This window comes from Bacteroidia bacterium (genome assembly GCA_027493955.1).
Classification (GTDB): Bacteria; Bacteroidota; Ignavibacteria; order SZUA-365; family SZUA-365; genus JAOSJT01.
On record JAOSJT010000001.1, the window covers coordinates 250,173 to 263,866 of the forward strand.

General features: G+C 58.3%; 14 protein-coding genes. 12 read left to right on the top strand and 2 right to left on the bottom strand.

Annotation, left to right across the window (positions count from 1 at the left end):
* Positions 1–212 precede the first annotated feature (212 nt).
* On the bottom strand, positions 213–884 hold the full coding sequence (locus M5R41_01020) for a hypothetical protein (GenBank protein MCZ7554967.1): 672 nt from the start codon (positions 882–884) through the stop codon (positions 213–215).
* Between the two features lie 407 nt (positions 885–1,291).
* Between M5R41_01020 and M5R41_01025 the strand changes: the two genes are divergently transcribed.
* The 12 genes from M5R41_01025 (at position 1,292) to M5R41_01080 (ending at position 12,151) form a co-directional block, all read left to right on the top strand.
* Positions 1,292–1,588, top strand: a complete 297-nt coding sequence (locus M5R41_01025) for a GIY-YIG nuclease family protein (protein MCZ7554968.1) — start codon at positions 1,292–1,294, stop codon at positions 1,586–1,588.
* Positions 1,589–2,338: 750 nt separating this feature from the next.
* Positions 2,339–3,706, top strand: a complete 1,368-nt coding sequence (gene mtaB, locus M5R41_01030; protein MCZ7554969.1) for a tRNA (N(6)-L-threonylcarbamoyladenosine(37)-C(2))-methylthiotransferase MtaB — start codon at positions 2,339–2,341, stop codon at positions 3,704–3,706.
* A 110-nt stretch (positions 3,707–3,816) separates the two neighbouring features.
* Entirely contained in the window at positions 3,817–5,148 is a 1,332-nt protein-coding gene (gene ffh / locus M5R41_01035; protein ID MCZ7554970.1) for a signal recognition particle protein, read from the top strand.
* Between the two features lie 32 nt (positions 5,149–5,180).
* A complete protein-coding gene (gene rpsP, locus M5R41_01040) occupies positions 5,181–5,726 on the top strand; it encodes a 30S ribosomal protein S16 (protein ID MCZ7554971.1) in 546 nt (181 codons plus the stop codon).
* Positions 5,727–5,752: 26 nt separating this feature from the next.
* Entirely contained in the window at positions 5,753–6,277 is a 525-nt protein-coding gene (gene rimM, locus M5R41_01045) for a ribosome maturation factor RimM (GenBank protein ID MCZ7554972.1), read from the top strand.
* On the top strand, positions 6,267–6,983 hold the full coding sequence (gene trmD, locus M5R41_01050) for a tRNA (guanosine(37)-N1)-methyltransferase TrmD (protein ID MCZ7554973.1): 717 nt from the start codon (positions 6,267–6,269) through the stop codon (positions 6,981–6,983). The genes rimM and trmD overlap by 11 nt, the downstream gene beginning before the upstream one ends.
* A 39-nt stretch (positions 6,984–7,022) precedes the next feature.
* A complete protein-coding gene (gene rplS / locus M5R41_01055; protein MCZ7554974.1) occupies positions 7,023–7,361 on the top strand; it encodes a 50S ribosomal protein L19 in 339 nt (112 codons plus the stop codon).
* Positions 7,362–7,514: 153 nt separating this feature from the next.
* Positions 7,515–8,297 (top strand): hypothetical protein, encoded by a 783-nt coding sequence (locus M5R41_01060; GenBank protein MCZ7554975.1) that lies wholly within the window; start codon positions 7,515–7,517, stop codon positions 8,295–8,297.
* A 376-nt stretch (positions 8,298–8,673) separates the two neighbouring features.
* On the top strand, positions 8,674–10,383 hold the full coding sequence (gene recN, locus M5R41_01065; GenBank protein ID MCZ7554976.1) for a DNA repair protein RecN: 1,710 nt from the start codon (positions 8,674–8,676) through the stop codon (positions 10,381–10,383).
* A gap of 342 nt (positions 10,384–10,725) precedes the next feature.
* Positions 10,726–10,944 (top strand): type II toxin-antitoxin system HicB family antitoxin, encoded by a 219-nt coding sequence (locus tag M5R41_01070; GenBank protein MCZ7554977.1) that lies wholly within the window; start codon positions 10,726–10,728, stop codon positions 10,942–10,944.
* Complete coding sequence (locus tag M5R41_01075) at positions 10,941–11,120, top strand: type II toxin-antitoxin system HicA family toxin (GenBank protein ID MCZ7554978.1); 180 nt, start codon at positions 10,941–10,943, stop codon at positions 11,118–11,120. The genes M5R41_01070 and M5R41_01075 overlap by 4 nt, the downstream gene beginning before the upstream one ends.
* A 107-nt stretch (positions 11,121–11,227) precedes the next feature.
* Entirely contained in the window at positions 11,228–12,151 is a 924-nt protein-coding gene (locus M5R41_01080; GenBank protein MCZ7554979.1) for an EamA family transporter, read from the top strand.
* Between the two features lie 142 nt (positions 12,152–12,293).
* On the opposite strand, the gene M5R41_01085 is transcribed toward M5R41_01080, so the two are convergent.
* Positions 12,294–13,694: a M28 family peptidase gene (locus M5R41_01085; protein ID MCZ7554980.1), complete on the bottom strand. Its 1,401-nt coding sequence runs from the start codon at positions 13,692–13,694 to the stop codon at positions 12,294–12,296.

Here is a 13,694-nt window from a genome sequence, read left to right on the forward strand (position 1 = left end):
ACAACGCATCTCGGCATGCTACGCGAAAGATTTTAGACAACGCCGCCAAGTCGGCCCCTGAGAGAGGTTTCGGCGGTGCCTGAGCGTAGTCGAAGGGCAACCACCGTCGAAGGGCGGCCCCTGAACAGAGTCGTAATCATGCCAAAACAAGGGTATGCTGCGACGGATTGGCTCGCTGTCCGTGTCTCAACATCCAACGCGAGCCGCCACCATTACAGCCTCACCCCCAACAGCAGCACGAGTATGAAGTGCCGCCTGTAGCCGGTTGAGTACGAATCTCCGGCGTTGTTCCCGGGATGCTTCCAGTACGCGTGCACACCCTTCTGCAACTCCGTCCGATGCTGCAACTCGATGAACATGCGCCGGTACGTATAGCGCAGTCCGATTTGCGCGAAGAGCCGCTTGGCGAAGTCGTCGCGTTCCAGTACGTAATACCAGAGCGCGCTGCTGACCTTGTGAGCGATCATGCGTTCTTCGCGCACATCCGCACCGATGCCGACGAGTACCGAGGGGAGATCCTCCCAACGCAGCGAGACGCCGATATCCACGAGCGCCGCTTCGGAGGTATACAGAAACGAAGGCCTGAGCCCCAGCGCGAGAGAGCCGCCGATGTCCGCGAGTGGCAGTTCCGCCCCAAGCATGGCCGCGAAGGAAACGTCATTATTCAGCGCGTCGTATTGCCGTATGAATTGCACCGCATATCCCGCCGCCGCGAAGCCGGATATCGTACGATCTGCATCTTCTGTTGAAGCCGCGGGCAAGGCCGGTCCGCTGCCCGTTATCGTACCCGACAGACCTGTCGGCGGAGTGGCATCGGACGTCTGGGCGGCAGTGGCACTTGCGAACAGGCACAGCGCCGCCAGGATGAAAAACATGTCTTTCATGATCAGCCCCGAAAATGAATGTGATAATGGCGATGTGTGACAGCCGCAACGCGCGGCACGGAAAAGAGACACGGGAGGAGGGGAATTGTTACGGTGGTTGAACGGATACCGTTTGCTGCACGGTCATTCCGCGCGGAGCGAAACAGCACACGGTCATTCCGCGCGGAGCGAAGCGGAGTCGCGGAATCCATCTTAAAACTCCGCATGGACCCTGCGACTCGCTTCGCTTCGCGCAGGGTGACAGACGCCGGTCATTCCGCGCGGAGGGGCCTGGTACGGTCATTTCGCGCGGAGCGAAACAGCACACGGTCATTCTGCGCGGAGCGAAACAGCATACGGTCATTCTGCGCGAGCGCAGCGAGTCGCAGAATCCACAACAAAGTCTAACACAACCGGAGTGACGACTCATGGCTAAGGCTGCTTATGTGTACATCCTCGCGAGCAAGAAAAACGGCACCTTGTACACTGGCGTCACCAGCAACCTCGAGCGTCGGCTATACGAGCATAAGCATCATCTTCTGGAGGGGTTTACCAGCAAATACGATGTTACTCGTCTTGTCTGGTTTACTCAAGGTGATGATATTGCTTCAGCCATTGCCCTCGAGAAAAAAATCAAAAACCGCAACCGGCAATGGAAAATTGACTTGATCGAGAAGAATAATCCGAATTGGGATGATCTTGCTGCAGAATGGTTTGAGCCATGATTAAGAGTGCAAAGCACCATGGACCCTGCGACTCGCTTCGCTTCGCGCAGGGTGACAGACGCCGGTCATTCCGCGCGGAGCGAAGCGGAGTCGCGGAATCCATCTTAATACTCCGCATGGACCCTGCGACTCGCTTCGCTTCGCGCAGGGTGACAGACGCCGGTCATTCCGCGCGGAGCGAAGCGGAGTCGCGGAATCCATCTTAAAACTCCGCATGGACCCTGCGACTCGCTTCGCTTCGCGCAGGGTGACGGACTAAGGTCATTCCGCGCGGAGCGAAACAGCACACGGTCATTCCGCGCGGAGCGAAGCGGAGTCGCGGAATCCATCTTAATACTCCGCATGGACCCTGCGACTCGCTTCGCTTCGCGCAGGGTGACGGACTAAGGTCATTCCGCGCGGAGCGAAACAGCACACGGTCATTCCGCGCGGAGCGAAGCGGAGTCGCGGAATCCATCTTAAAACTCCGCATGGACCCTGCGACTCGCTTCGCTTCGCGCAGGGTGACAGACTAAGGTCATTCCGCGCGGAGCGCAGCGGAGTCGCGGAATCCATCTTAATACTCCGCATGGACCCTGCGACTCGCTTCGCTTCGCGCAGGGTGACAGCGACTTCGCGCAGGGTGACAGACGCCGGTCATTCCGCGCGAGCGCAGCGGAGTCGCGGAATCCATTTCCGTACCTTCTGCCCTCGACAGGTCACCGCGCCCCCCCTTTCTATTTCAACGAATTTTTCCTTTTTTATAAGGCTATGAAACGTGTGTCCTTCCATACGTTGGGCTGCAAGCTCAATTTCGCCGAAACGGCCACCTTCCAGCGACAGTTCGCGCAGAGGGGCTTTGCCACCGTGGATTTCCGTGAAGAGAGCGATGTGGTGCTCATCAACACCTGTTCGGTGACGGCGAATGCGGACAGCGACGCGCGCAAGGCCGTGCGGCAGGCGCTGCGGCGCTCGCCCGGCGCCTACGTCATCGTCGTGGGTTGTTACGCGCAGCTTCGTCCCGAAGAACTGGCCTCCATCGACGGCGTGGATCTGGTGCTGGGTGCGGAGGAAAAATTCCACATCATGGAGCATGCGGATCCGTTGTGGAGCAAGGATCAGGTACGGGTCGCGGTGGGGGACATCGCCGAAGCCAACGATTTCGGGGTTGCCTACTCCGCTGAGAGCAGCGAGCGCACGCGCGCCTTTCTCAAGGTGCAGGACGGCTGCGACTACAGTTGCTCCTATTGCACCATTCCCATGGCGCGCGGAGGCAGTCGCAGCCAGAGCATAGAGCGCACGCTGGAACATGCACGCGATATCCTTGCGCAGGGCTTCCGGGAAATCGTGCTCAGCGGCGTGAACGTGGGCGATTACGGTGCGGGCACCGATACGACGCTGTACGAACTGCTGCAAAGGCTTCTGGAACTGCCGGGGGATTTCCGCGTGCGTATCAGTTCCATCGAACCGAATCTGTTGAGCGATGACATCATCGCGCTCGCCGCCGCCAACGCGAAACTCGTTCCGCATTTCCACATCCCATTACAGAGCGGCAGCGATGCCGTGCTGCGTCTCATGCGCCGGCGCTACAACACGCGGTTGTACCGCGAGCGTATTGACGCCGTGCTCGCGGCGCTGCCCCATGCCGGCATCGGCATCGACGTTATCGTAGGCATGCCGGGAGAGACAGAGGAGCTGTTCCGCGAGGGCTATGAATTCCTGGTCGATCTGCCGTTTTCCTACCTGCACGTCTTCAGCTACAGCGAGCGTCCGGGAACCGAAGCCGCAGGAATAGCGGAGAAAGTTGCTCCCACCGAGCGGGCGCGTCGCAGCCAGATGTTGCGCACGTTGAGTCAGCGGAAACGCCGCGCCTTCCATGAACAGCAGCTTGGCCGCACACTTCAGGTGCTTTTCGAATCGGGCGAGCAGGGTCGCAGTTCCGGCTTCTCGGAAAATTACGTCCGCGTTTCCGTACCCTGGCAGCCGGGCCTGGAGAACCGCATCCTTCCCGTCCGCTGCGATGCGCTCGAAAAGGATTGCGTCGTCGGCACACTTCTGGAAACCCCTGCAGATTGGAGCGGATACATTCCGCTGCAGGTGAAACAAATTCCCGATTCCCGATTCCCGATTCCCGATTGATACAAATCGTAAATCGTAATTCGTACATCATACCTCACTTTGCATTCTCCCGTAAGTTCTTTATTTTACCAAGCTAGTACGATTGTAAACGATGCGTACCCGTAATAACTATGTTCGAAGCCCTCTCTGACAAACTGGAAGAAGCCCTCCGCCGCGTGAAGGGCCAGCACCGCATTTCCGAAGACAACGTCTCGGATACCCTGCGTGAAGTGCGCCGCGCGTTGCTGGAAGCGGACGTGAATCTCCAGGTCACCAAGGACTTCATTGACTCGGTGAAGGAAAAAGCCGTCGGCGCGGATGTGCTCAAGAGTCTGACGCCGGGGCAGCAAATCGTAAAAATACTGCACGACGAACTCGTGGCTCTCATGGGCACGGAGAAGTCGGACATCACCTTCGCCAAGACGGGGACCACCGTAATCATGGTCGCGGGCTTGCAGGGTTCCGGTAAAACGACGTTCAGTGCCAAACTCGCGCGCATGCTCAAGAGCCAGGGCCGCTCGCCCTTGCTGGTCGCCGCGGACGTATACCGTCCCGCCGCCATCGGGCAGCTCAAGCAACTGGCGCAGCAGATTTCCGTGCCTGTGTATTCGGGCGATGAAAGCAAACCGGTGGCCATCGCCGTCGAGGCCCTGGAGTACGCGAAGAAAAACCTCTGCAATGTCGTCATCATCGATACGGCGGGACGCCTCAGCATCGACGAAGAGATGATGCAGGAGGTCGCCGACATCAAATCCCGCGTCAATCCGACGGAGATCCTCTTTGTCGTGGACAGTATGACGGGTCAGGATGCGGTGAACACGGCACGTGCCTTTCACGACCGTCTCGACTTCGACGGCGTGGTGCTCACCAAGCTTGACGGCGACACGCGCGGGGGTGCCGCGCTGTCCATTCGTCGCGTGGTCGAGAAGCCGATCAAGTTCGCCAGCGTCGGTGAGAAGCTGGACGCGCTCGAGCCCTTCCATCCGGACCGCATGGCCTCGCGCATCCTCGGCATGGGCGATATCGTCACCCTGGCTGAAAAAGCGCAGGAGCAGTTCGATGAAGCCGAGGCGCAGAAGCTCGAAGAGAAGATGCGGAAGAACCAGTTCACGCTGGAAGACTTCTATTCGCAGATTCAGGCATTGAAAAAAATGGGGCCGCTGTCAAGCGTGATCGAAATGATCCCCGGGGTCGGCAAAGCCCTGCGCGGCGTGGACATAGACGACCGTTCCTTCGTCAAAATCGAAGCGATGATACTTTCGATGACACTCGAGGAGCGACAGAAACCGCATATCATCAACGGCAGCCGCCGCAAGCGTATCGCGGGCGGAAGCGGAACGACGGTGCAGGACGTCAATCGCCTGCTCAAGCAGTTCACCGAAATGCAGAAGATGATGAAGCGCCTCACCAAGGGCGGAATGCGGCAGTTTGCGCAAAGCATGATGAATCAGAAATTTTCATAACCGTTCTATCGTTTTATTGGAGGTCAAATTCCGTGGTAAAAATTCGTCTGCAGAGAAGAGGCAGGAAAAAAGCGCCGGTGTACAAGATCGTCGCAGCCGACGCGCGCTCGCCGCGTGATGGTCGTTTCATTGAAGCGTTGGGCCAGTACGCTCCGCTTGCCAAGCCGGTGCGCATCGAGCTCAACAACGAGCGCGCGCTGTATTGGCTCAAAGTCGGCGCGCAGCCGACAGGGACCGCCAAAAGCCTCCTGAGCGAAGCAGGCCTCATGCTCCATCTGCATCTTATCCGCAAAGGCAAGTCAGAGGAAGAGATTCAGGTCGAACTCGACAAATGGAGCAAGGAAAAGCAGGCCCGTACGGTGAGCAGCACGTCCAAGAAGGAACGCCGCGCCATCAAGAAGGCCCAGGAAGAGGCGAAGGCCAAGGCGGAAGCCGAAGCCAAAGCCAAGGCGGAAGCTGAAGCCAAAGCCAAAGCGGAAGCCGAAGCGAAAGCCAAGGCCGACGCGGAAGCCGCTGCAGCCGCTGCAGCCGCTGCGGAAGCCGCTCCGGCTGAGTCGCCCGAAGAACCTGCGGCGTAAGTCCGTACGGGCGAGCGTGCGACGTCATGTCCGGCCTCTGTCTGATCGGCGTCATTACCGGCGTGCACGGCATCCGCGGCACTGTCACGGTGCTGTCGTATTCCGATATACCCGGGCGCTTCGAGCGATTGAAGCTCGTGAGAGTCGGTGCGACTCCTGAAAGCACGCGCTCGCTTGAGGTACACTCGGTGGACGAACACAAGAACCGTATCCTCCTCACCTTCGAGGAAATTCCGGACAGGACGCAGGCCGAGAAGCTGAAAGGGCTCAACCTTTACGTCACGGAAGAAGAAATGGCCGAGGCACCCGAAGGCCGCTATTTCATCCACGATTTGATCGGTTGCGAGGTCGTCACGGTGCAAGGAGAACGGAAGGGCAGTGTGCGCGATGTGATGCTGCTGCCCGCGAATGACGTGTATGTCGTGGACTGTGACGGTCGTGAAGTTCTGATTCCCGCTGTGCCGTCCATCGTAACCTCGGTGAACATCGCGGCGCGCGTCATCACGGTGGAGCCCATGCCCGGTCTGTTTGAGGAGAACGATGAGGATTGATATCATCACTGCCTTTCCTCCGCTGTTCCGGGGGCCGTTCAGTGAGAGCATCCTCAAGCGCGCTCAGGCGGGTGGATACGCCGAATTGGTGCTGCACGATTTGCGCGATTACGCGCACGACAAGCACAGGACGATAGACGATTCGCCATACGGCGGTGGCGCCGGCATGATTCTGAAGCCGGAACCGATTTTTGAATGCGTCGAAAGACTGACCTCCGAACGACGCTACGACGAAGTGATACTGACCACGCCGGCGGGCGAGGTCCTGACGCAGGAGCGCTGCAAGCGCCTGTCGATGCTCGGGAACATCATCATTCTGTGCGGCCACTATAAAGGAGTGGATCAGCGGGTGATTGACGCTCTCGTAACGCGCGAACTGTCCATCGGCGATTACGTCCTCACCGGTGGAGAACTGGCGGCAGCCGTCATCGTGGACGCCGTCGTGCGCCTCATCCCCGGCGTGATAGGGGACGGCGAATCCCTGCTCACGGATTCGTTCATGGACGGTGGACTCGACAGTCCGTATTACACGCGGCCACCGGAGTATCGCGGCATGGTGGTTCCCGACGTGCTCCTGAACGGAGACCACAAGCTGGTGGACGAGTGGCGCCACCGCGCGGCGCAGGATTTGACCAGGAAACGCAGGCCGGAGCTGCTTCCCCCGGAAGAGCCAGAGCCGCCCAAACGACGTAAGAAAGAACACTAGATTTCATATATTGAATTTCCTATCCCAAGGAGTACACTGATGAACACCATTGATTTGCTCGAACGTTCGATGATGCGTGACGACATCCCGAATTTCAAACCCGGCGATATCGTCAACGTGCACGTGCGGGTGAAAGAAGGAAACAAGGAGCGCATTCAGGAATACCAGGGCATCGTGATCGCCCGTAGCGGTGCCGGCGCGCGTGAGACCTTCACCGTACGGAAAATCTCCAACGGCGTCGGCGTCGAGCGTATTTTCCCCGTGCATTCGCCCTCGCTTGCGAAAATCGAGAAAGTCCGCGACGGCCGCGTGCGCCGCGCGAAGCTTTTCTATCTGCGCACACTCGCCGCAAAGCAGGTCCGCGCGAAGACCACCTGATCAGGACTTCGCGGCATGCGGAGTGCTGCGAGGGACACAGATTTTCCGGACCTTTACGCCATCGCATAACGTGTTGCAGTCCGGTTTGAAACTTCGATCCCATCATGGAGGCTTGCACGGCATGTCTCCATTTTTTTTCCAGGAGGAAACGCTATGCTTTCGCTCGTCTATCATCGTTCCGGCAGAAACGGCGAACTCATCGAGGCGGTGCGGCGTGCGGCGGAAGATGGCATCACTCTCCATGAGGCGCTTCCTGCGCACGTGGACTGGATGCTTCTCGAACAGCAGGCCGATGCCGCGCTGGCATCGCCGTTGCTGTACGGACAGCGCGAGGGGGATCTCGTGCTGCTCCCTGGTGCCAGCCTCACGGCCAGCGGCGCGACGGCCGATGTGTTCCTGCATTTCCGCGAGGGACTGAAAACCATCGCAACGTTGGGCTATTACGGTGAAGCGGATATCAACACCATGCTCGCGCAGGTGATTCTGAAGGAGAAATACGGCATGGCCCCCCGGCTTTCGCGGTTGACGCAGCCTCCTGCCGAGGCTCTGACCGTGGTGGATGCTCTGCTGCTCGCGCAGAAGGAAGACGCCCCCGCCGCGCTGCCGCAATCGGCCATCGATCTGTACGACGAGTGGTTCGACATGACGCAGCTTCCTTTCGTCCGGGAGGTGTTTCTGGCCTGGGAGGCCATGGTCACTCCGGAGTTCGCGGAGGCCGTGCGCACTGCAGGCGAGATGCTGGATGACGCCGCACTCCGACAGTTGGAACACCATATGGAGCATGAACGCCCCGAAGTGGAAACATCGACGATACCTCCGCATTACCGCTACAGATTCACCGACGATGCCGGCGAAGGGTTGCGCATGTTTTTCCAGCTCGCATTTTTCCACGGTCTGCACAGGGATATACCGGATTTTCGCATCTGGGAAGTGTAGAGTGTAGAGCGGAGAGCGGAGAGCGGAGAGCGGAGAGCGGACGTTGCATTTGTAGAGACGTTGCATAAGCGGAGACGTTGCACGAAAAACTACGCATGATCCTCCGCATCTTGGCCCAACGTCTCTGGAGTGAATCGTTAATCGGGAATCGTGAATCGGGAATCGTGAATCGTGAATCGTGAATCGTGAATCGTGAATCGGGAATCGGGATTTCTGTTTCATATGTGTGGAATCCACAACCGCAATTTTCAGTGCACGGCTGCTACTCCGGAAGCGCCTTGCAACTCAATTTTTCAGCGTCTAGATTACTCTGTTTGCCCGGGTACAGGGGAGTCCCCGCCATCCCGGTAATTCCGTCATCCATACCACGCGTCGCATGCTTACTTCGCTGTACATTCGCAACTTTGCTCTCATCGAGGAAATCCGCATCGGATTTCAATCGGGACTGACGGTGATGACCGGCGAAACCGGCGCCGGCAAGTCCATCGTGGTGGATGCGCTGGGCCTGGTGCTTGGCGGACGCGCCGATACCTCGATGGTGCGGCAGGGCAGCGACAAGACGGTGATCGAGGCGGAATTTGATGCCGTCGGTCTGGACTTCCTTCGCGAGCGCGTTGAGGCGGGCGGAGCGGAGTGGCAACCCGTGCTCATACTGCGTCGCGAAATATCCGCGAAAGGGACAAGCCGCGCCTTCGTCAACGATTCGCCGTTGCCGGTAGCGGAACTGCGCTCATTAGGCGACAGACTCGTGGACATTCACGGCCAGCACGAACACCAGTCGCTCCTGCGCAGCGAAACGCATCGCGCGATTCTCGACTGCGACGCCTCAGTGGCCTCGGTTCTCGCGACCTACCGTGAACAGTATGCGGAATTCGTCGCGCTCGATGCCGAAACGGACGAAGCCCGGCGCACGCGCGACCGCATCGACGAACGCCGTCTGCTTGCCGAACATCAACTGAAGGAAATCGACGCAGTCAGCCCCGTTGCGGGAGAAGACGAGGACATCGAGCGCGAACTTCGCGTCGTGGAGCATGCCGAAAAACTTGCCGTCGCCGCGAACGAAGCGACCGATTTGCTCTATGATGGCGAGCACAATGTGGCGGACATGCTCGGCCGCGCCCTTCGACTGCTGGATGATATATCCCGCATCGACGACAGCGTCGCACCGTTACGCGTAGAAGTCGAGAGCATGGGCAGCGGTGTCGCCGAGATCGCGCGTACCCTTCGCGATTACTCCGAGCGCATCGATTTCAGTCCCGACCGCGCCGAAAAACTTCGTCACCGCCTGGCCGAGTTGCTGCAGCTCACCCGCCGCTATCGCATGACGCTGCCGGAGCTGGTGGAAAAGCGCGAAGCCCTGACCGCAGAACTGCAAGGCCTGGACAACATAGACGGCCGCATAACGGAACTTGAACGCCGGGTAGAAGCCGCGCGGGCGCAGTGCTCCAAATCCGCAGCGCTGCTGTCGAAAGCGCGCGAGGCCGCGGGCGGCGAACTCGGCAAACGCATTGCCTCCGAACTTGGCGAGATGGGTATCAAGCACGCGGTGTTTCAGACACGGCTCACACCCTTTGTCGCGGAGCATCGCACAGATGCGCGCTATCTTCTGCGCGGCAAGGAGCGCACCGCTTGCGGCGAATACGGCTGGGAGGACGTCGAGTTTTTCCTTTCCACCAATGTCGGAGAATATCCCAAACCGCTGACACGCGTCGTGTCCGGTGGCGAGGTCTCGCGCATCATGCTCGCCATGAAAACCATTTTCGCCGGTCGTGAAGGCATCCCCATCATGGTGTTCGATGAAATCGACACCGGCGTCAGCGGCACCATCGCCCGTAAGGTCGGCAAGGCAATGCGGAAACTCGCCGCTAAACATCAGATCCTCACCATCACCCATCTGCCGCAAATCGCCGGTGTTGGCGATGCTCACTTGCGAGTGGAAAAGCACAGCAGCAATGGCCGCACGATCACCCGCGTGATCGCGCTCGGCAGCGACGATCGCGTCACCGAGGTTGCACGGCTGCTCAGCGGCGAGAAGATAACGGAGGCGGCTTTGCAGAGCGCGAAAGAGTTGATTGAAAACGGGTAGAGGATTTACGAGGTACGATTGACGATTTTCAATTGCCTGGCCGCCGAGGCATCGTCGGTTTATGTTTGGCTTCTGGAATGAATGGCAATACAGTATGTGCAGTGAAATTGCATTGACGACGGCAGAATATATTGCTATTTTCATTGTATTCTTCGGAAAAATCATAGTGAATCCGGAAGCGGTCGCCGCAACGCAACGTGCAACTCATGGCTGCATGCGGAGTCAGGACAAATAGAAGGCGGTCGTTCAAGGAATACCGGTCTTTTCGGAGCAACTCCACAGACTTTTATGCGGCGGAAGCGGTGACGATCATTCAGGATAGCATGCAAGAAAGGAAATACCATGAAAGCGGAATTTACTGCAATCATTGAATCTGCGCCGGAGGGCGGATACTGGGCGGTTTGCCCCGAAGTACCAGGCGCAAATGGACAGGGCGAAACCATCGAAGAATGCAAAAACAATTTGAGTTCCGCGATTGAATTGATTTTTGAGGATCGTAAAGCCGACATGCTTCGTGGGTTGCCCGCAGATGCAATTCAGGATACGGTGACTGTCGGATGAAGCGGCGGGATTTGGAGCGAAAACTACGAATTGCGGGTTGTTATTTGAAACGTGAAGGTGCTTCGCATGCGCTATGGATCAATCCGAAAAATGGGATGGTAGAGGCGATTCCTCGCCACGTTGAGATCAAAGAGGCTTTGGCAATGAAAATATTGAAAAGCATGGGGGCTGAATGATGTCAGATCTGTCGCCTTGTTCCGGGTTGCAGTAACCGGGTTAATGCAACTCGCCAGGATTTGTTTCAAGCGAATCACGTCATGAGGCTACTACGAAAACACCGGATATGAACGAGGCCTCCCGTGCCAAAGTGCTGCTCGCCTTTGCGATAGTGTATCTCGTCTGGGGATCCACCTATCTCGGCATCCGTTTCGCTATCGAGACCATTCCGCCGTTCATCATGGCCGGGGTGCGATTTTTTGCCGCCGGCGCGATACTGTATCTCTGGCTGCGCTTCCGCGGCGCACCGGGGCCGAGCAAAGCACAGTGGCGGTCAATGAGTGTTGTCGGCTTTCTGTTGATCGGCATAGGCAACGGCACGGTATCATGGGTGGAATTGACCCTGCCATCCGGTCTGACGGCGCTGATCATCGCGTTGACGCCCTTCTGGTTCGTCTCGCTCGAATGGATGCAGAACGCCATACGACCGACGCGTGAGGTCATCGTTGGTTTGTTGCTCGGATTGTCGGGAATGATCATTCTCATCGATCCTGCGAACATCACGCAGGGTGGGCGCCTCGATCCCTTTGCGACGACCATACTGATACTCGCGACAATGTCCTGGGCGGGAGGGTCAATGTACTCGCGCAGCGCGGAGCGTCCCGCATCGCAGCTCATGGGCGCCGCCATGCAGATGCTCGTCGGAGGTGCCGTGCTCATTGTGTTCGGCAGCATTATGGGCGAATGGGCGGTATTCGATCCATCCGCGGTCAGCACTGTTTCGCTTGCGGCGTTTCTGTATCTGATCGTGTTCGGGTCACTGATCGCCTTCTCCGCCTATATCTGGCTCCTGCAGGCCAGCTCGCCGGCAAGGGTGTCCACGTACGCCTATGTCAATCCCGTCATTGCCGTATTTCTAGGCTGGCTTCTCGCCGGGGAAACCCTCACACCCCGCATCATGATTGCCGCCGCGGTCATACTCTCAGGCGTGGCGCTTATCACAGCAGTAAAAATCCGCCTCGCCGCTTCGTCGTTGCGTCGGGAATCGTGAAGCGTTAAACGTTAAAAGTTAAACGTTAAACGATGATGCGGTGTGGGATATGAATGCGATATGTAAAATGTTCCGCCTGAGGCGGATAAATCGTAAATCGTAAATCGTAAATCGTAAGTCGTAAGTCGTAAGTCGTAAATCGTCAATCAAAAGTCCATTCACCCTGCTTTTTCAGCCGTTTGTCGAGTCCGTATTTCACCAGCCAATCGCGGGTTTCGGCAGGAGAGCGGCGCAGCATGAGGGCGTCGGGTGTGTTGGCAAGCTCGTGCGTGAGAATGGCGACGACTGCGGCTGCTTCGGAAAGATAGCGGCGGTTGACGAGGTCGAAGGTGTCGCCGAAATCATGATAGGTTTCCACCATTTCCTTGTCGAGATGTCCCATCGGTGTGATTGCGGGGATGCCGGCCAGCATGAACGGCTGATGGTCGCTGTTGGTCCATGGCACGCTTGCAACGCCGCGCGACATGTCGAAACCGCGCAGCTGCGGAAGCAGGCCACGCAACAGCGGCAGCAAATGCTCGTTGCCCATGGCGTTGAAGCCGCGCGGCGAACCCGTCATGTCCATGTTGATCATGACGGCTATCGGCTCATCCTTGTGCTGCTCCACGTAGCGCCGGGAACCCCAGAGACCCATTTCTTCGCCGTTGAACCAGACGAACTCCACCGTCCTCTCGTTTTCCGGGGAGAGCGCTCGAAGGATGCGCGCGACATCGAAGAGAATCGCCGTGCCCAGGCCGTTGTCTATCGAACCCTGCCCGACATCCCAGGAATCAAAATGCGCGCCGACGACGATTTTTTCCGGCCGTTTACCCGGAAGCGTACAGACCACATTGGCGCTTTTCACCGGCAAGCAGCGCGACTGCGTCGTGATGCGCATACGCACCTCGACACCGCGCCGCAGCAATCGCAGCAGGCGCTGACCTTCTTCCCAGGTGAGACTGAATGCGGGAACAGCCGCGGGTTCGCCGTGGAAGTTGCTCATGCCCGAGAGCGTCATCCGTCCTTTCTTGTCATTGATGAACAGCACCGCCTTTGCGCCAGCCTTCGCGGCATGGACGATGGCCTCGGCCCGCAGCAATTCTTCCGCTCCCGCCGGGGCTTCCTGCGTGAGCAATGCGATATGTCCGCGCACGTCCACAGTATCGAAATCCGCCGCGGTGCCGCGATTGGCCCAGCGCAGCTGCGCTTCGAACTGCGGCGTACTTTCCACATACCCCAACGCCACAGCACGAAATACGCGGTCCGAGGGAACGAGCATGCGCACCTCATCCGCCCCGCGCATCCAACCGGGAACGTCGAATCCTTCCTTCCGCGGCTCCAGACCCTGACGGCGCAATTCCTCCTGGAGGATGTCCATGCCGAGTTCATTCTGCGCCGATCCGATCCACCGTCCTCCTGCTTCATCGCTCAGCCGCATCAGCATATCGAATGAATCGTTGTGTAAAAAAGCCGATCCGGCGATGCGTTCGCGTACTGCGTCGCTCTGTGCGCTCAGCAGTGACGGGAGGGCAAGGAAGACGAGAAGGATCTTGAATCGTTTCAT